We start from the raw sequence: 17399 nt of genomic DNA, 5'->3' as shown, positions 1-17399 counted from the left end.
GAGAATCCCCGGGGGTGGCCAAGGCCACCCCTTCGTGCATCTGGCCTCGCTGCGGCACATGTCCATGACCAACGTCACCGAGCTTTATCACCACACCCTGGCCGAGCGCGGCTACAGCGCCGATCCGGCGCAGCTGCGCGCGGTGGCGGCGCTGCAGCGCTGCCAGGACGAATGGGCCGCGTACAAGTCGCGGCGCGGCAACGCGCTGACCAAGATGCTGGTCAAGCCGCCCATCCCGCGCGGCGTGTACATGTTTGGCGGGGTGGGGCGGGGCAAGAGCTTCCTGATGGACTGCTTCTTCCAGGCCGTGCCGCTGCAGCGCAAGACGCGGCTGCATTTTCACGAGTTCATGCGCGAGGTGCACCGCGAGCTGCAGGAGCTCAAAGGGACGGTCAACCCGCTGGATGAGCTGGGCCGGCGCATTGCGCGGCGCTTCAGGCTGATCTGCTTCGACGAGTTCCATGTCGCCGACGTCACCGACGCGATGATCCTGCACCGGCTGCTCGATGCGCTGTTCATCAACCGCGTCAGCATCGTCACCACCAGCAACTTCCACCCCGACGGGCTCTACCCCAACGGCCTGCACCGCGACCGCATCCTGCCCGCCATCGAGCTGCTGAAGGCCCAGCTGGAGGTGATCAACGTCGACAACGGCACCGATTACCGCCGGCGCACGCTGGAGCAGGTGGACCTGTACCACCAGCCGCTGGGCGCCGAGGCCGATGCCGCGCTGACCCGTGCCTTCACCGAGCTGGCCGAAGCGCACGACGAACCGGCGCTGCTGCTCATCGAGCACCGCGAGCTGCAGGCGGTGCGCCGCGCCGGTGGCGTGGTGTGGTTCGACTTCCGCACGCTGTGCGGCGGGCCGCGCTCGCAGAACGACTACCTCGAGATCGCGCAGCAGTTCCACACCGTGATCCTGTCCAACGTGCCGGCCATGCCGCCGCGCATGGCCAGCGAGGCCAGGCGCTTCACGCTGCTGGTGGACGTGCTCTACGACCGCCGCGTCAAGCTGATCATCAGCGCCGCGGTGCCGCCCGAGCAGCTCTACACCGAGGGGCCGCTGTCGCACGAGTTTCCGCGCACCATCTCGCGGCTGCAGGAGATGCAGTCGGCCGAATACCTGGCGCTCGAGCGGCGCGAGGTCGACACCCGCCTGACCTGAGGCCCGAGCCCATGTGCGATCCCCGCCTGTCCGCTCAGCCTTCACCGCGGCCAACCGCCGGGCAACCGGTGCAGCGACTGGTTCAGCAACCGGTTCAGCAACCGGTTCAGCAACCAGTGCGCCGGGCCGCTGGCCATGGCGCCGGCCTGGTGCTGGCCGGCCTGGTGGCAGGCCTGTGGGCACCGCCGGGCCCGGCCCAGGCCCAGATCCAAGCGCAGACCCAAGCGTCGGCGCAGGTTCAGGTGCCCGACGACGCCGCCGAGCGCGACCGCATCGGGCGTGAGCGCCAGGCGGTGCAGGCGCGCTTTGACCAGGCGCAGCGCGATTGCGCCGGCCGCTTCCAGGTCAACGCCTGTCTCGACGGCGCGCGCGCCGAGCGGCGCCAGGCGCTCGACCGCCTGCACCGCGAGCAGGTGGTGCTGGATGACGCGCGCCGGCGCACCCGCGCAGCCGAACGGCTGCAAGGCCAGCAGCGGCGCCAGCGTGAGCGCGAGGCCCAGGCGGCCCTGGCGGCGTCGGCCGGCGCAGCGGCTGCCTCGGCCCCGGCGCTGCGCCCCGGCAGTGCCGCCTCGGCGCCCGCCCGCGCCAGGGACGCAGCGGCCCCGGCGCCATCGACATCGGCCTCGGCCTCGGCCTCGGCCACCGCGGCGCGTCAGGTCGCCCGGGCGGCGGCCCACCAGCGTCGCAAGCAGCAGGCGGCGCGCCATGCCGAGGCGGTGCGCCAGCGCAATGCCGAGCAAGACGCCCGCCAGCCACCGGCCGCCGGCCTGCCGATTCCGGGGGGCAGCGCGCCGGCGCCGCGCTAAACCATTGGCCAGACATGCCGCACGCGGGGCGTGCGGGTTCTCTGGTCAGCCCAGGCTCTCCAGGCGCACCAGGGCCAGCGACAGGTTGTCGCCCTGGCCGTGGGCGCGCTGGCGGGCGCGGGTCACCAGCATCTCGGCGGCCTCACGCGGCGGCAGCTGGCTCACCACGGCGCCCAGCTCGCGCGGCGTGAAGTAGTGCCACAGCCCGTCGCTGCAGGCCAGCAGCGCGTCACCGGGCTGCAGCGCGTCGATGTGGTGCAGCGTGGTGGGCGGATCGGCCGGGCTGCCCAGGCAGCCGGTCAGCAGATTGCCCTGCGGGTGGGTGAGCGCCTGCTCTTCGGTGATCTTGCCTTCGTCGATCAGGCGCTGCACGTACGAGTGATCGAGCGTGCGGGTGACCAGCTCGCCACCGCGAAAGTGGTACAGCCGCGAATCGCCGGCATGCGCCACCGCGCATTCGAGCCCCGGGCCGAGCAAAAAGGCCACCGCGGTGCTGTGCGGTTCTTCTTCGGCGGTGATGGCGGTGAGCTTGATCATCAGGTGCGCCTCCATCACCAGCTGGCGCAGCAGCTCGCCACCGTCGTCCTTGGCCGGCAGATGGCGCTCGAACAGCTGGCGCGCGGTGAGGATCACCTGGTCGGCCGCCTTGCGCCCGCCGCTCTTGCCGCCCATGCCGTCGGCCAGCACGCCCAGCAGGCAGCCGGGCACACGCTCGTGGCGCAGGATCTCCACCTGGTCCTGCTGGTAGGCGCGGTCGCCACGGTGCAGGGCAGTGGCAGCAGAAAGGCGATAGGCCTGGGGCATCACGGCGCTCATGGCCGGTGATGATAAGCGCCCGGCCCCGATGAAGCGCGCCACGCCCGTGGCCTACACTGGCCGCGCGATGACCGATGACGCGCCGCTCGACCTCAATCTGCACTCGCCGCAGCGGCGAATGATCGAGCTGCGCATGGCCCACGCCGACCTCGACGCCCTGATCGACCGCACCCTGGCCGACGTGACCAGCCTCAGCCCGCTGGACGAGCTGACGCTGCGCCGGCTGAAAAAACGCCGGCTGGCCTTGCGCGACCAGATCGCCCAGCTCGAGGCGCAGCTCGATCCTCCCGAGCCGGCGTGAGCGCGTTGCCACCCGACAGCCTGGCCGGCCACGCCGCGCCCGCCGTGCCATGGGCTGCATCAGCCCCCGAGCCCACACTCACGCCCACGCCCGAGGCGCCGGGCGCCGATGCGACCGCGGCCCGTGATCCGGCTGCCCTCCCGTTCGAGCCGCCGCTCGAGCCGCCGCTCGATCCCCCGCTCGAGCCCCCGCCCTGGCCCGATATCCCCGGCAGCGGCCCCGCGCTGACCGCCGCCGCGCCGGTGGCGGCCTATGCCGCCAGCACCGACCCGCAGGCCCTGGTCGAGGCCACGCTGGCGGCCTTGTCGGCCGGTGGTGCGCTGGCCCAGGTGGATGCCGGCTTCGTGGAGCGTGAACCGCAGCGCCAGCTGGCGCAGGCGGTGGCCGAGGCCGTGGCGCGCCGCGACACCCTGGTGGCCGAGGCCGGCACCGGCGTGGGCAAGACCTTCGCCTACCTGGTGCCGCTGCTGCTGTCGGGGCGGCGCGCCCTGGTCTCCACCGCCACCAAGAGCCTGCAGGATCAGCTGTACCTGCGCGACCTGCCGCGCCTGCGCGACGCCCTGGCCCTGCCGGTGCGCATTGCGCTGCTCAAGGGCCGCGGCAGCTACCTGTGCATCCACCGGCTGCAGCAGGCCCGCGAGACCGCCACGCTGCCCGATCGTTTTGCCGTGCGTGCGCTGGCGCGGGTGGAAACCTGGGCGCCCAGCACCCGCACCGGCGACCTGGCCGAGATCGAGGGCCTGGACGACCGTTCGCCGGTGATCCCGCTGGTCAGCTCCACGCGCGACAACTGCCTGGGCAGCGACTGCCCGCAGTTCGCCCAGTGCCATGTGGTGCGCGCCCGCCGCGAGGCCATGGCCGCCGATCTGGTGGTGGTCAATCACCACCTGTTTTTTGCCGACCTGTCGCTGCGCGACAGCGGCGTGGCCGAACTGCTGCCCACGGTGGACGCCGCCGTGTTCGACGAGGCCCACCAGCTGGTGGAGACCGGCCTGCAGTTCCTGGGCACCACCTTGTCGGCCTACCAGGCCATCGACTTTGCGCGCGACCTGCTGGCCGCCGGCCTCACCCATGCCCGTGGCCAGCAGGATTGGCAGCTGCTGGCCGGCGGGCTGGAGCGCGCCGCGCGTGACTTGCGCCTGGCCTGCGCCGGCCCGCTGCGCGAGCCCAAGGGCGTGCTCAAGCTGCGCTGGGACGAGCGCGCCACCGCCAGCGCCCATGCCGAAGGATTTGGCCAGGCCCTGGCTGGCGTGGCCGCCGCGGCCGATGCGGCCTGCGAGGCCGCGCTGGCGGTGGAGGCCACCTCGCCCGACTTCACGCGGCTGATCGAGCGCGCCCGCCGCCTGGCCCAGCTGGCGCACGACTTCGAGCGCCCGGCGCCGCTGGACCGGGTGCGCTGGATCGACCTGTCGCCGCGCGACGCGCGCCTGGTGCAATCACCGCTGCACATCCGCGACCTGTTCACCGAGCAGCGCAGCGCCGCGCCGCGGGCCTGGATCTTCACCTCGGCCACGCTGGGCAGCGACGACGAACTGCGCTGGTTCAGCGAATCGGCGGCGGTGGAAGACGCACGCAAGCTCAAGGTCGACAGCCCCTTCGACTACGCCGCCCATGCCCGCACCTGGGTGCCGCGGCAGTTTCCGCTGCCCAACCAGCCCGATCACCCGGCGGCGGTGGGGGCGCTGGCGGCGCGCCTGGCCGGCCGTCTGGGCGGCCGCACCTTCGTGCTGACCACCACGCTGCGCGTATTGCCGCTGATCGCCGAGGCGCTGGAGGCCACGGCGCGCGCTGCCGGCACACCGCTCAGCGTGCTGGTGCAGGGCAGCCATCCCAAGCGCTCGCTGCTGCGCCGCTTTCTCGACACGCCCGGCAGCGTGCTGGTCGGCTCGGCCAGCTTCTGGGAGGGCATCGACGTGCCGGGCGCCGCACTGCAGTGCGTGATCATCGACAAGCTGCCGTTCCCACCGCCGCATGACCCGCTGGTGCAGGCCCGCGCCAAGGCGCTGCAGGCCGAGGGCCGCGACCCCTTCGACGACTTTCATGTGCCCGAGGCCGCCATCTCGCTGAAGCAGGGCGCCGGCCGGCTGATCCGCAGCGAGACCGACCGCGGCCTGCTGGTCATCACCGACCCCCGCCTGCGCCGCATGCCCTACGGCCGCACTTTGCGCGCCGCGCTGCCACCCATGGGCACGCTGGATACCGAGGACGACGCGCTGGCCTGGCTGGACGAGCTGGCAGCGCTGAACGCCGTGGCATGAGGTGGCTGCCGAGGCAGCCTCAGCCTAGCTGAGGTGCCGGGAGCGCCCGCGGGCCGAGTGCCGGGCCGCTCCCAAGCGCGGCCCGCCAACCCGCGCGGCGGGTGGCACCGCGTACCCGCGGTGCCGGGTGCTCCATGTCACCAGAACTGCCACCACGCCTGCTCGGGCAGGCGGATGCCGTCCTTGTAGTGGCGGCTGTCGGGAAAGTTCTTCTTCATCACGCGCTCGGCGTCGTCGCGCAGCGCGGTCAGGCCCAGGCGGTCGTAGCTCACCACCATGATGTACAGCGCCTCTTCCAGCGCCGGCGCGCCCTGGTACTCGCGCACCGCCAGTTGGGCGCGGTTGGCCGCCGCCAGATAGGCCGAGCGGCGGTAGTAGTAGCGCGCCACATGCACCTCGTACTCGGCCAGCGCATTGGCGATGTAGTCCATGCGCTGGCGCGCGTCGGGCGCGTACTTTGATTCCGGAAACTGCTCGACCAGCTGCTGGAACGACTGGAACGCATCGCGCGAGGCCTGCTGGTCGCGCTCGGACACGTTCTGCCGCGAGATGTTGCTCAGGAAGCCGGTGTTGTCGTTGAAGTTGACCAGGCCCTTGAGGTAAGGCGCGTAGTCGAAGGCCGGGCTTGACGGGTGCAGCTTGATGAAGCGGTCAAGCGTGGCAATGGCCTGCACGCGCTCGCCGCTTTTCCACTGGGCATAGGCCATGTCCAGCAGTGCCTGCTGGGCCAGCAGCGTGCCGGCGGCACGGCCCTCGACCTTCTCGAAGCCCTTGATCGCCGCGTCATAGCTGCCGGCGCGCAAGTCGTCCTTGGCATCTGCATACAATTTCTCGGCCGAACCGCGATCGTCCTTGGGGCTGCTGCTGCATCCCGACAATGCGCCGGCCAGCGCCAGCATCGACACCAGCAGCACGGTGCCGGCACTGCGGCCCAGGGCCTGCGCTGCAGGTCGCTTCATCTCGAACAGGCCGAACACGCGCAACAGGCTCATTTCTTCGCTTTCAGCCCCCGCAACGCGGCGGGCTTCCTTCCATGCAACTCGAGAAACCGGCGCGATTCTAATGGCCGACCCTGCCGATGCCATCGACGCCGCCGACGCGGCCGAAGCCGCCGACTCGCCCGATGAAGCCCAGGTCGAATGGCGCGAGGCCGCCGTGGCCCGCGACCAGCACGGCCTGCGCCTGGACAAGGCCCTGGTTGCGCTGGCGCCCGAGTTCTCGCGCAGCCACCTGCAGGGCCTGATCGACCGTGGCCATGTGCAGCTGGACGGCCAGGTGCAGGCCACCGCCTCGCGCAAGCTGCGCGCCGGCCAGCACCTGCGCGTCGAGCTGGTGCCCACCGCCGAGAGCCAGGCTTTCCGGCCAGAGCCGATGGCGCTGAGCATCGTCTACGAAGACGCCCACATGCTGGTCATCAACAAGCCGGCCGGCCTGGTGGTGCACCCGGCCGCCGGCCACTGGTCGGGCACGCTGCTCAACGGCCTGCTGGCCCACCATGCCGGCGCCGCGGTGCTGCCGCGCGCCGGCATCGTGCACCGGCTCGACAAGGACACCAGCGGCCTGATGGTGGTGGCCAAGACGCTGCCGGCCATGACCGCACTGGTGCGGCGCATTGCCGCGCGCGACGTGCACCGCGTGTACCTGGCGCTGGCGCACGGGGCCGTGCCCTGGGCGCGCAGCCGCATCGACGCGCCGGTCGGCCGCGATCCGGCCTCGCGCCTGCGCATGGCGGTGGTGGCCTCGGGCAAGGCGGCGCGCACCGATGTCGAGCGGCTGGCCGTGGTCGAGATCGACGGCCGCGCCGTCACGGCCGTGCGCTGCAAGCTGCACACCGGCCGCACGCACCAGATCCGTGTGCACCTGTCGTCGCGCGGCCACCCGCTGCTGGCCGATGCGCTGTATGGCGGGCGCCCGGTGCTGGGCCTGCAGCGCCAGGCCCTGCATGCCGCCGAGCTGGCCTTTGCCCACCCGGCCGACGAGCGCCCGATGGCCTTTGCCGCCGCGCTGCCGCCCGACCTGGCGGCCGCCTGGGCCCAGGTGCAGCCCGGTGCGCCAGCCGTGGCGCAGGATTGACGACCGGGCGCCGCGCCGGCGTGGCGCTATACTGCGGCCGCAAGCCGGTGCGCCGAGGGCGAGGGATCCACGATCCCGACAGAGCCCCCTCACTGGTGATGCCCCTCCGGCCCAGCCCCCACGGCCGCCGGACGAGCCGCCCGAACGCCGAACAACGTGCGACGGGCCCCGTCGGGTTCTGCGGCAACGGGCCGCCTCCCGGTCGACAAACGATGAAGCGCGCCACTGGCAACCGCCGGCGCTGCCACCGATCCGGCTCCCCCGGACTTTCGCCACGATGCGATTCGACATTGCCGCCGCTCACCCGGTGGCCCACGTGAACAAGGGTTCATGAACACACTTGAGGCCAAGCGCGTCCTCGAGACCGCTTTGATCTGCGCGCAGCAGCCGCTGCCCCTGCGCGACATGCGCCTGCTGTTCGACGAGCAGGTGGGTGCCGACACCTTGCGCAGCCTGCTCGACGAGCTGGTGCGTGACTGGGAAGGCCGCGGCGTCGAGCTGGTGGCCCTGTCCAGTGGCTGGCGGTTTCAAAGCCGGCCCGAGCTGCGCGACTACCTGGACCGCCTGCACCCCGAGAAGCCGCCGCGCTACTCGCGCGCCACGATGGAGACGCTGGCCATCATTGCCTACCGCCAGCCGGTGACCCGCGGCGACATCGAAGACATCCGCGGTGTCACGGTCTCCAGCCAGATCGTCAAGTCGCTCGAGGACCGCGGCTGGATCGAGAGCATCGGCTACCGCGAGGCGCCGGGCCGCCCGGCGCTGTATGCCACCACGCGGCAGTTTCTTGACGACCTCGGCCTGGCCAGCCTCGACCAGCTGCCAACGCTCGAAGGCCCGCCCACGGCCGAGGTGTTCGACCCCGGCCGTGCCGAGCTGCCGCCACCGGCGCCGGAAGACGATCCCGGCCAGGCCGATCTGCCGCTGGACGCGGCCCTGCCCGCCGAGGCCGTGGCCGTGGTGACCGACCTCGCCGAGGTTCTGGCACCGGCCGTGCCCGCTGACCTGGCGGCACCTGCCGCCTCCCTGCTTGACCCCGAGGCAACCGCTCCTGCGGCTGCCGATCCCGCCCCGGCACCGGCCGACGGCGACGCCTCCACCGACATCCCCCCCGCTGCGCACGCATGAACCCGCAAGACAACGATTCCAAGCCCTCCGACCTGTCGGGTGCGCCTGGCGCAGCCGAAGCCGAGGCCGCCGCGCCCAAGCCGCGCCGCAAGCGCGCCGTGAAGGCCACCGAGCCCGCCGCCGACGCGTCTGCCGAGCCGACCAGCCCCGCGGCGGCGGTGGTGGCCGAGCCGGTGGCCGAAGCCGACGTGGCGCCCGCACCTGCCGCCAAGCGCACCCGGCGCAAGGCCGCCGCGCCGGCAGCCGAGCCGGCTGAAGCCGCTGCGGCACCCGCGGCGCCGGCCGCCGCCGAGCCGGCCGCTGCCCCGTCGCCTGAGCCGGGCGCCGATGCCGTGGCCGACGCACCCGCGGCCAAGCCGGCCCGCACACGGCGCCGTACAGCGGCTGCTGCCGAGCCGGCAGCCGAGGCGCCGCTGGCTGCCGCCGCACCGGTGGCGGCCGCTGAGCTGCCGCAAGCGCCGGCCGCGGTGCCTGCGCCTGCGCCGGCCGCGGCCGGGCGTGCCCAGGCTGGCGCGGCCGCCGATGCCGCCAGCGCGCCCGCCGAGGCCACCGAGGCCGCCGCAGCGGCGGATGGGGCGGCAGGTGGCGAAGCAGGTGGCGAACCCGGCGGCGCAGACGCTGGCGCCGATGGCGAAAGCCGCCGCAACCGCAATCGCAACCGCCGCCGTGGCCGGCGTGGCGAAGGGCGTGGCGACGAGGGCGGTGATGCCGCCAGCGCCGGCGCGGCCGATGAATACACCGTGGTCACCGTGCAACCCGGCGCCAGCGACGATGGCGACGATGACGACGACGAACCCATGGTGGTGCCGCCCGAGGCGGCCGTGGTGGGCGACGACAACGGCGGCCCGCGCCCGGTGGGTCTGGACGTGGGCGAGGCTTTCGCCGATGTGCTGTCGGGTGCCTACGACGCCGCGGCCGGCGAAGCCCCGCCGCCGCCCGACGCCGACAAGCGTGTGCTGGCCGCCGACCCCGATGCGCCCAAGCTGCACAAGGTGCTGGCCCAGGCCGGCATCGGCTCGCGCCGCGACATGGAGCAGCTCATCGCCGAAGGCAAGGTGCAGGTCAATGGCCAGGTGGCTCACACCGGCCAGCGCATCTCGTTCGGTGACCGCATCAGCGTGGCCGGCCGGCAGATCAAGGTCCGCATCGCGCCCCTGCCGGCGCGTGTGCTGGCCTATCACAAGCCGGTGGGCGAAGTGGTCACGCACGACGATCCGCAGCACCGCCCCACGGTGTTCCGCCGCCTGCCGCGTCTGCCTCAGGGCAAGTGGCAGTCGGTCGGCCGGCTCGACATCAACACCGAAGGCCTGCTGCTGTTCACCAACTCGGGCGAACTGGCCAACCAGCTGATGCACCCGCGCTTCGGCGTCGAGCGCGAGTACGCGGTGCGCGTGCTGGGCTCGCTGGACCAGGAGCAGCGCCAGAAGCTGATCGATGGCGTCGAGATCGATGGCCAGCGGGCGCAGTTCACGTCGATCGAAGACGGCGGCGGCGAAGGCGTGAACCACTGGTACCGCGTGGTCATCAACGAAGGCCGCAACCGCGAGGTGCGCAAGCTCTTCGACAAGGTGGGCCTGGCGGTCAGCCGGCTGATCCGCATCCGCTACGGCTGCGTGGTGCTGCCGCGCGGCCTGAAGCGTGGCGTGCATGTGGCGCTCAACGTGGCCGAGGTGGCCGAGCTGCGCCGTGCCGCGGGAGGCCGCGAGCCGGTGCGCGGTGGCCGTGACGGGCGCGATGGGCGTGAGGGCCGCGATGGGCGTGACGGTCGCGATGGGCGTGACGGCCGCGATGGCCGCGAAGCACCGCGCGACGGCGAACGCGATGGCCGCCGTGGTGACGGCCCGCGTGGCAAGCAGCGCGGCCAGGACCGCGGCGAGCGCAACGACCGGCCGCAGGAGCGTGGCCCCAAGCAGGGCGGCCAGCGCGGGCAGGGCCAGCAGGGCCAGGGCCAGCCGGCCGGGCCGCAGGAGCGCCGTGAGCGCCCCGACCGTGCAGAACGTGCCGACCGGGGTGATCGCGCCGAGCGTCCGCCGCGTGACCGCGAGTCGGACGAGTTTGCGCGCATCCCGAACCCGCTGATCCAGACCTTCGACAAGCGTGCCATCCGCGAGGCGCGCCAGCCCAAGCGCGAGTACGCCGAGGACGGCCCGATCCCGAACCCGCTGGAGCAGACCTACGACAAGCGCTTCGTGCAGAAGCAGAACCCGTTTGCCCGCAAGGGCAAGGGCGGCGGCGGTGGTGGCGGTGGTGGTGGTGCTGGCGGCGGCCAGCCCGACCCGATGAAGACCTCGGTGGGCTACATCGGCGCCGATGCCTTCGTGCGCAAGTTCCAGAACGACAACCGCGGCGGCGGCGGTGGAGGTGGAGGTGGTGGTGGTGGTGGTGGTGGTGGTGGTGGTGGTGGTCGCAAGCGCGGCCGCCGCTGACCCGGTGCTTTCACCCCGTCGCGCTAGAATGCGCGGTTAACCCTCAAGTCCTTGATTCAGGAGCATTTCATGGCCATCGAACGCACCCTCTCGATCATCAAGCCTGACGCCGTCGCGAAGAACGTGATCGGCCAGATCTACGCCCGCTTTGAAGGCGCCGGCCTGAAGGTCATCGCCGCCAAGATGGTGCACCTGTCGCGTGGCGAAGCCGAACAGTTCTACGCCGTGCACAAGGCCCGTCCGTTCTTCAAGGACCTGGTCGACTTCATGGTCTCGGGCCCGGTGATGATCCAGGCGCTGGAAGGTGAAGGCGCCATCGCCAAGAACCGTGAGCTGATGGGCGCCACCGACCCCAAGAAGGCCGAGAAGGGCACCATCCGTGCCGACTTCGCCGACTCGATCGACGCCAATGCCGTGCACGGCTCGGACGCCCCGGAAACCGCCGCTGTCGAAGTGGCGTTCTTCTTCCCCGGCATGAACGTCTACGCTGGCCGCTGAGCTTGGCTCCCCCCGAAGCGCCTTCGGCGCCTCCCCCCAGGGGGCGCCGCCAGCGGCCCGGCGGAGCCGGTTCCGCGGCGGCCGCTGGGTGGGCTGCGGTGCTTGGCGGATCGGGTAGCCTTTCTCGCTGCTCTGTACCGTGAGCCTGGTCAACCTGCTCGACTTCGATCTCGACGCGCTGACGGCGTGGTGCGGGACGCTGGGCGAGAAGCGCTTCCGCGCCGTGCAGCTGTTTCGCTGGATCCACCAGAAGGGCGCGCGCGATTTCGACCAGATGAGTGATCTGGCCAAGTCGCTGCGCACCAAGCTGCAGGGCACGGCCGTCATGCGGCCGCTGCCGGTGGCCAGCGAGCAGGCCTCGGCCGACGGCACGATCAAGTGGCTGTTCGACGTGGGCGCGGGCGATGCCGTCGAGGCGGTGTTCATCCCCGAGGACGACCGTGGCACGCTGTGCATCAGCTCGCAGGCCGGTTGCGCCGTGGGCTGCCGCTTCTGCTCCACCGGCCACCAGGGCTTCAGCCGCAACCTTGGCACGGGCGAGATCCTGGCCCAGCTGTGGTTTGCCGAGCACCATCTGCGCCAGCGCCTCAAGCTGCCCGCTGGCGAACGCGCCATCACCAACGTGGTGATGATGGGCATGGGCGAGCCGCTGCAGAACTACGCTGCGCTGGTGCCCGCGCTGAAGGTGATGCTCGACGACCATGGCTACGGCCTGTCGCGGCGGCGCGTCACCGTGTCGACCTCGGGCGTGGTGCCCATGATCGAGCGCCTGAAGGCCGATTGCCCGGTGGCGCTGGCCGTCTCGCTGCACGCGCCCGACGACGCGCTGCGCGACCAGCTGGTGCCGCTGAACCGCAAGTACCCGCTGGCCGAGCTGTTTGCGGCCTGCCAGGGCTATCTGGCGGCGGCGCCGCGCGACTTCATCACCTTCGAGTACTGCATGCTCGACGGCGTGAACGATTCCCCCGAGCAGGCGCGGCAGCTGATCGCGCTGGTGCAGGGCCGTGCCGGTGCGCCGCGCGTGCCGTGCAAGCTCAACCTGATTCCGTTCAACCCCTTCCCGGCCTCGGGCCTGCACCGCTCGCCGCGCGAGCGGGTGCTGGCCTTTGCCCAGGTACTGCAGGACGCCGGCATCGTGACCACCATCCGCAAGACCCGCGGCGACGACATTGCCGCCGCCTGCGGGCAGTTGGCCGGCGAGGTGCAGGACCGCACCCGCGCCGCCGAGCGCCTGACCCGCCCGGAGGTGCAGGTGGTGCGCCTGGTGCCCGGTGCGGCCAAGCCGCCGCCCGCGGCCGGGCCCGCCGCGCCATGATGCGCGCCGCCGCTGCGGGGGTCGTCCTGGCCGCTGGCCTGCTGCTGGCGGCCTGTGCCGCCGGCCCGGAGCGCCTGCCGGCCGATGAGCCGCGCGCCATCGCCACCGCCTCCGACCAGACCGATGTCGACCGCCGCGCGCAGGTGCGGCTCGAACTGGCCAGCGCCTACTTCGGTCGCGGCCAGCTCGACACCGCGCTGGACGAGGTCAAGCAGGCGCTTGCCATCAACCCGCAGTCGGCCGATGCCTACGGCCTGCGTGCGCTGATCTACGGCGCCATGGGCGAGAGCCGGTTGGCCGAAGACAGCTATCGCCGCGCATTGGCGATCAACCCGCGCGACGGCGGCCTGCTGCACAACCAGGGCTGGTTCTATTGCCAGCAGAACCGCCAGGCCGAGGCTCAGGCGCGTTTTGCCGAGGCCCTGGCCCAGCCGCAGTACCGCGATGTGGCGCGCACCCAGCTGGCGCGCGGCATCTGCTTTGGCCGCGATTCGCGCTGGACCGAGGCCGAGGGCGCGCTGATGCGCGCCTACGAGCTCGACCCCGCCAACCCGGCCGTGGGCATCAACCTGGCCGAGGTGCTGTACCGGCGTGGCGAGCTCGAGCGCGCGCGCTTTTACGTCGGGCGTCTGAACGACAACCCGGCGCTGGTGAATGCCCAGACCCTGTGGCTGGCCGCACGCATCGAGCACAAGGCCGGCCGCATCCAGCCGGCGCGACGCCTGGGCGACCAGCTGCGCTCGCGCCATCCGCAATCGCCCGAAGCCGCGCTGTACGAGCGCGGGCAGTTCGATGACTGAAGCTTCTGTCTCGCCGGGCTTGTCGCCTGCCCATGCCGCTCAGGCCGTGACTGCCGATGCCGCGGCGGCCGGCGCCATGCTGCGCCAGTTGCGCGAGGCGCAGGGCATGCACATCGCCGCGCTGGCCACGGCCATCAAGGTCACGCCGGCCAAGCTGGATGCGCTGGAGGCCGGTCGCCTGGGCGAGCTGCCCGACCTGACCTTTGCCCGCGCGCTGGCCCAGACCGTGTGCCGCGCACTCAAGGCCGATGCAGCGCCGGTGCTGGCGCGCATGCCCGGCGCAGTGGCCAGCCGCCTGGAGCGCGTGGACGAAGGCCTGAACACGCCGATGCCCGAGCGCGGCCATGGTCTGGCCTGGGGCGCCTGGTCGACCTGGTCGGCCTGGTCCGAATGGGCGCCGTGGCGCCGGCCCGTGCCCTGGCTGGCGGCCTTGCTGCTGTTGGCAGCGGCCGCGTTCGTGCTGGTGCCACGCCAGCTGGCCGAACCGCTGGGCGCCACGCTGCCGGGCGGCGATGCCGCCTCGCCGGCGCCGGCCGTGCTGCCTGGTGCGGTACCGCCTGGTGCAGTGCCGCCTGCTGCGGCACAGACCGCTGCCGTGCCGGCCGAGCCGGTGCAGGCCGCCGCGCCGCTGGCCGCGCCGCTGGCCGAGCCGGTGCCCGCGGCGTCGGCGGCTGTGTCGGCGGCCGTGCCCGCGGCCGAGAGCCCGGCCACCGCGGTGGCTGCGCTGCCAGGGGCCGCGGCAGCCTCGGGCGTGCTGCAGATGCGCGCCGTGCAGAACACCTGGGTGCAGGTGCAGGACGCCCAGGGCCGCGTGCTGGTTGCCCGCACCTTCAGCGCGGGTGAGAGCATGGCCTTCGACGGCCCGGCACCGCTGAAGCTCAGAATCGGCAACGTGGCCGGCACCGAGCTGGTGTTCCAGGGCCGGCCGGTGGATTTGTCGAAGTTCCGCCGCGACAACGTGGCCTCGCTGTCGCTGCCCTGAGCCGCCTGTCATCCGCGCGCCCGCGGGCGCCCCTTCGCGTCGCCAACCCGATTTCGCCATGAGCCTCGAAGACGTCTTCAACCTGCCCCTGGTGGTCCCGGCCAGCCCGGCGCCGCGCCGCAGCCGCCAGGCCCGCGTGGTGTGGGGCAGCCGCGTGGTCACCATCGGTGGCGACGCGCCGGTGCGGGTGCAGTCGATGACCAACACCGACACGGTGGACGTGATCGAGACCGCCATCCAGGTCAAGGAGCTGGCCCAGGCCGGCAGCGAGCTGGTGCGCATCACGGTCAACACGCCCGAGGCGGCGCAGGCCGTGCCGCACATCCGCGAGCAGCTCGACCGCATGGGCATCGACGTGCCGCTGGTGGGCGACTTCCACTACAACGGCCACACCCTGCTGACCGAGTACCCGGCCTGTGCCCAGGCGCTCAGCAAGTACCGCATCAACCCGGGCAACGTGGGCAAGGGCGACAAGCGCGACCGCCAGTTCGCCGCCATGATCGAGGCCGCCGTCAAGTACGACAAGGCGGTGCGCATCGGCGTCAACTGGGGCAGCCTCGACCAGGAACTGCTGGCCGCCATGTACGACGCCAATGCCCGGCGCGCCGAGCCCTGGGATTCGCAGCAGGTGATGTACCAGGCGCTGATCCAGTCGGCGCTGCAGTCGGCCGACTGGGCGGTGGAGCTGGGCCTGCGGCCCGAGCAGGCCATCATCAGCTGCAAGGTCAGCGGCGTGCAGGACCTGGTCAGCGTCTACCAGGCCCTGGCGCAACGCTGCGATTACCCGCTGCACCTGGGTCTCACCGAGGCCGGCATGGGCACCAAGGGCACGGTGGCCTCCAGCGTGGCGCTGGGCCTGCTGCTGCAGCAGGGCATCGGCGACACCATCCGCGTCAGCCTCACCCCGCAGCCCGGCGAAAGCCGCACGCAGGAGGTGCTGGTGGCGCTCGAGATCCTGCAGGCCGTGGGCCTGCGCCGCTTCGTGCCCAGCGTCACCGCCTGCCCGGGCTGTGGCCGCACCACCAGCACCACCTTCCAGGAGCTGGCCAAGCAGATCGACGACTTCCTGCGTGCGCAGATGCCGGTGTGGAAGGCGCAGTACCCCGGCGTCGAGAACCTCAAGGTCGCGGTGATGGGCTGCATCGTCAACGGCCCCGGCGAGAGCAAGCATGCCGACATCGGCATCAGCCTGCCCGGCACCGGCGAGGCGCCGGCGGCCCCGGTGTTCATCGACGGCGCCAAGGCCCTGACCCTGCGCGGCGAGGGCATCGCGCAGGAGTTCCACCGCATCGTCGAGCAGTACATCGAGCGCCGCTTCGGCTCGCGCCAGGGCGCTGCCACCGACGCCCATTGACGCGCCGCGAGCCGCGCCGGCGCCCGGCGTGGCGTGCCCGGCAGCCGGGTGATGCCCCGCTGATCCACTGACATTCCCCCCGAGCTTCCATGGCCGACAAACTGCTTGCCGTCAAAGGCATGAACGACATCCTGCCGGCCGGCGTGCCGCGCAAGGAAAAGCTGCCCGATTCCGCGCTGTGGCGCTGGTTCGAGACCACCGTGGCGCAGGTGCTGGCCCGCCATGGCTACCAGTACCTGATGACGCCCATCGTCGAGCCCACGGCGCTGTTCGTGCGCGGCATCGGCGAGGCCACCGACATCGTCGAAAAGGAGATGTACTCCTGGACCGACGCGATGAACAACGACCGGCTGACGCTGCGCCCCGAGATCACCGCCGGCATCGTGCGCGCGATGGTCGAGCACAACGCGCTGTACAACGGCCCGCTGCGGGTGTGGGGCATCGGCCCGGTGTTCCGCCACGAGCGGCCGCAAAAGGGCCGCTACCGCCAGTTCCACCAGCTTGATGTCGAGGCGCTGGGCTTTGCCGGCCCCGATGTGGATGCCGAGCTGATCCTGCTGGTGCGCCAGCTGTGGCAGGCCCTGGGCCTGAAGGTCGGCAACGAGGCTGGTGCCGACGTGCGGCTCGAGCTCAACAGCCTGGGCCAGCCGGCCGAGCGCGCCGCCCACCGTGCCGCGCTGATCGCCTACTTCGAGGCCCATGCCGAGCAGCTGGACGAAGACGCCAGGCGCCGCCTGCACAGCAACCCGCTGCGCATCCTCGACACCAAGAACCCGGCCATGCAGGCCCTGGTGGACGCCGCGCCCAAGCTGCAGGAGCACCTGGGGGCCGAGAGCCGTGCCCACCTGGCCGCGGTGTGCGCGGTGCTCGATGCCGCGGGCCTGCCGTACCGCATCAACCCGCGCCTGGTGCGCGGCCTGGACTACTACAACCTCACGGTGTTCGAGTGGATCACCGACCACCTGGGCTCGCAGGGCACGGTGTGCGGCGGTGGCCGCTACGACGGCCTGTTCGAGCAGCTGGGCGGCAAGCCCACGCCGGCCATCGGCTTTGGCCTGGGCATTGAGCGCCTGCTGCTGCTGCTGCAGGAGCTGGGCGTGCCGGTGCCGGGCAGCGGCCCCGATGCCTACGCCGTGATCCCCGACGCGGCGGCGCTGCCGCAGGCCCTGGTGGCCATCGACGCGCTGCGTGCGGCCGGCGTGGCGGTGCAGATGCACGCCGGCGGCGGCTCGTTCAAGAACCAGTTCAAGAAGGCCGACGCCAGCGGTGCACGCTACGCGCTGGTGTTTGGTGGCGATGAGCTGGCCCAGGGGGTGGTGGCTCTGAAGCCGCTGCGCCAGGGCGCCGACGCCGCAGCCGAAGGGCAGGGCGGGCAAACACTGCGCCCGCTGGCCGACGTGGCCGCCTGGGCAGCCGAACTGCGCACCGCATAATCCCGGGCCACGGTCCGCGGCATGCGGACCGGCCCCTTTCCTGC

General features: G+C 72.2%; 15 protein-coding genes. 13 read left to right on the top strand and 2 right to left on the bottom strand.

Features of this window, described 5'->3' with window-relative positions; translation table 11 throughout:
• Positions 1–64: 64 nt before the first annotated feature.
• Entirely contained in the window at positions 65–1165 is a 1101-nt protein-coding gene (zapE, locus tag N4G63_RS09875) for a cell division protein ZapE (RefSeq protein ID WP_314599734.1), read from the top strand.
• Between the two features lie 116 nt (positions 1166–1281).
• The gene (locus N4G63_RS09870; RefSeq protein ID WP_260788188.1) at positions 1282–1971 is read left to right on the top strand and encodes a hypothetical protein; all 690 of its coding nucleotides are present in this window, start codon (positions 1282–1284) and stop codon (positions 1969–1971) included.
• A gap of 45 nt (positions 1972–2016) precedes the next feature.
• On the opposite strand, the gene N4G63_RS09865 is transcribed toward N4G63_RS09870, so the two are convergent.
• Positions 2017–2775 carry a PP2C family protein-serine/threonine phosphatase gene (locus N4G63_RS09865; RefSeq protein ID WP_260788700.1) on the bottom strand — a complete coding sequence of 253 codons (759 nt, stop codon included), beginning with the start codon at positions 2773–2775 and terminating at the stop codon, positions 2017–2019.
• Between the two features lie 79 nt (positions 2776–2854).
• Between N4G63_RS09865 and N4G63_RS09860 the strand changes: the two genes are divergently transcribed.
• A complete protein-coding gene (locus N4G63_RS09860; RefSeq protein ID WP_260788699.1) occupies positions 2855–3088 on the top strand; it encodes an HP1242/YdcH family protein in 234 nt (77 codons plus the stop codon).
• A gap of 278 nt (positions 3089–3366) precedes the next feature.
• Positions 3367–5346 carry a DNA repair helicase YoaA gene (yoaA, locus tag N4G63_RS09855; RefSeq protein WP_260788698.1) on the top strand — a complete coding sequence of 660 codons (1980 nt, stop codon included), beginning with the start codon at positions 3367–3369 and terminating at the stop codon, positions 5344–5346.
• 137 nt (positions 5347–5483) lie between these two features.
• On the opposite strand, the gene N4G63_RS09850 is transcribed toward yoaA, so the two are convergent.
• Positions 5484–6305, bottom strand: coding sequence for an outer membrane protein assembly factor BamD (locus N4G63_RS09850; RefSeq protein WP_314599733.1), 822 nt, complete (start codon positions 6303–6305; stop codon positions 5484–5486).
• A gap of 103 nt (positions 6306–6408) precedes the next feature.
• On the opposite strand from N4G63_RS09850, the gene N4G63_RS09845 reads away from it, so the two are divergent.
• The 9 genes from N4G63_RS09845 (at position 6409) to hisS (ending at position 17355) form a co-directional block, all read left to right on the top strand.
• Positions 6409–7419 (top strand): RluA family pseudouridine synthase, encoded by a 1011-nt coding sequence (locus tag N4G63_RS09845; protein ID WP_260788187.1) that lies wholly within the window; start codon positions 6409–6411, stop codon positions 7417–7419.
• 330 nt (positions 7420–7749) lie between these two features.
• Positions 7750–8547 carry an SMC-Scp complex subunit ScpB gene (gene scpB / locus N4G63_RS09840; RefSeq protein WP_260788186.1) on the top strand — a complete coding sequence of 266 codons (798 nt, stop codon included), beginning with the start codon at positions 7750–7752 and terminating at the stop codon, positions 8545–8547.
• The gene (locus tag N4G63_RS09835; RefSeq protein WP_443112023.1) at positions 8544–10973 is read left to right on the top strand and encodes a pseudouridine synthase; all 2430 of its coding nucleotides are present in this window, start codon (positions 8544–8546) and stop codon (positions 10971–10973) included. Before scpB ends, N4G63_RS09835 begins: the two co-directional genes overlap by 4 nt.
• A 69-nt stretch (positions 10974–11042) precedes the next feature.
• The gene (ndk, locus tag N4G63_RS09830; RefSeq protein WP_260788185.1) at positions 11043–11471 is read left to right on the top strand and encodes a nucleoside-diphosphate kinase; all 429 of its coding nucleotides are present in this window, start codon (positions 11043–11045) and stop codon (positions 11469–11471) included.
• Between the two features lie 139 nt (positions 11472–11610).
• Positions 11611–12786, top strand: coding sequence for a dual-specificity RNA methyltransferase RlmN (gene rlmN / locus N4G63_RS09825; RefSeq protein ID WP_260788184.1), 1176 nt, complete (start codon positions 11611–11613; stop codon positions 12784–12786).
• On the top strand, positions 12783–13586 hold the full coding sequence (gene pilW, locus N4G63_RS09820) for a type IV pilus biogenesis/stability protein PilW (RefSeq protein ID WP_260788182.1): 804 nt from the start codon (positions 12783–12785) through the stop codon (positions 13584–13586). Before rlmN ends, pilW begins: the two co-directional genes overlap by 4 nt.
• The gene (locus tag N4G63_RS09815) at positions 13579–14568 is read left to right on the top strand and encodes a helix-turn-helix domain-containing protein (protein ID WP_260788179.1); all 990 of its coding nucleotides are present in this window, start codon (positions 13579–13581) and stop codon (positions 14566–14568) included. The genes pilW and N4G63_RS09815 overlap by 8 nt, the downstream gene beginning before the upstream one ends.
• A 58-nt stretch (positions 14569–14626) precedes the next feature.
• Positions 14627–15922 (top strand): flavodoxin-dependent (E)-4-hydroxy-3-methylbut-2-enyl-diphosphate synthase, encoded by a 1296-nt coding sequence (gene ispG, locus N4G63_RS09810; protein ID WP_260788178.1) that lies wholly within the window; start codon positions 14627–14629, stop codon positions 15920–15922.
• 89 nt (positions 15923–16011) lie between these two features.
• Complete coding sequence (gene hisS / locus N4G63_RS09805; protein ID WP_260788176.1) at positions 16012–17355, top strand: histidine--tRNA ligase; 1344 nt, start codon at positions 16012–16014, stop codon at positions 17353–17355.
• Positions 17356–17399 lie beyond the last annotated feature (44 nt).

The organism is Aquabacterium sp. OR-4 (assembly GCF_025290835.2).
In the GTDB taxonomy this organism is placed as follows: Bacteria; Pseudomonadota; Gammaproteobacteria; order Burkholderiales; family Burkholderiaceae_C; genus Pseudaquabacterium.
This window is presented reverse-complemented; position numbering and strand designations above follow the sequence as displayed.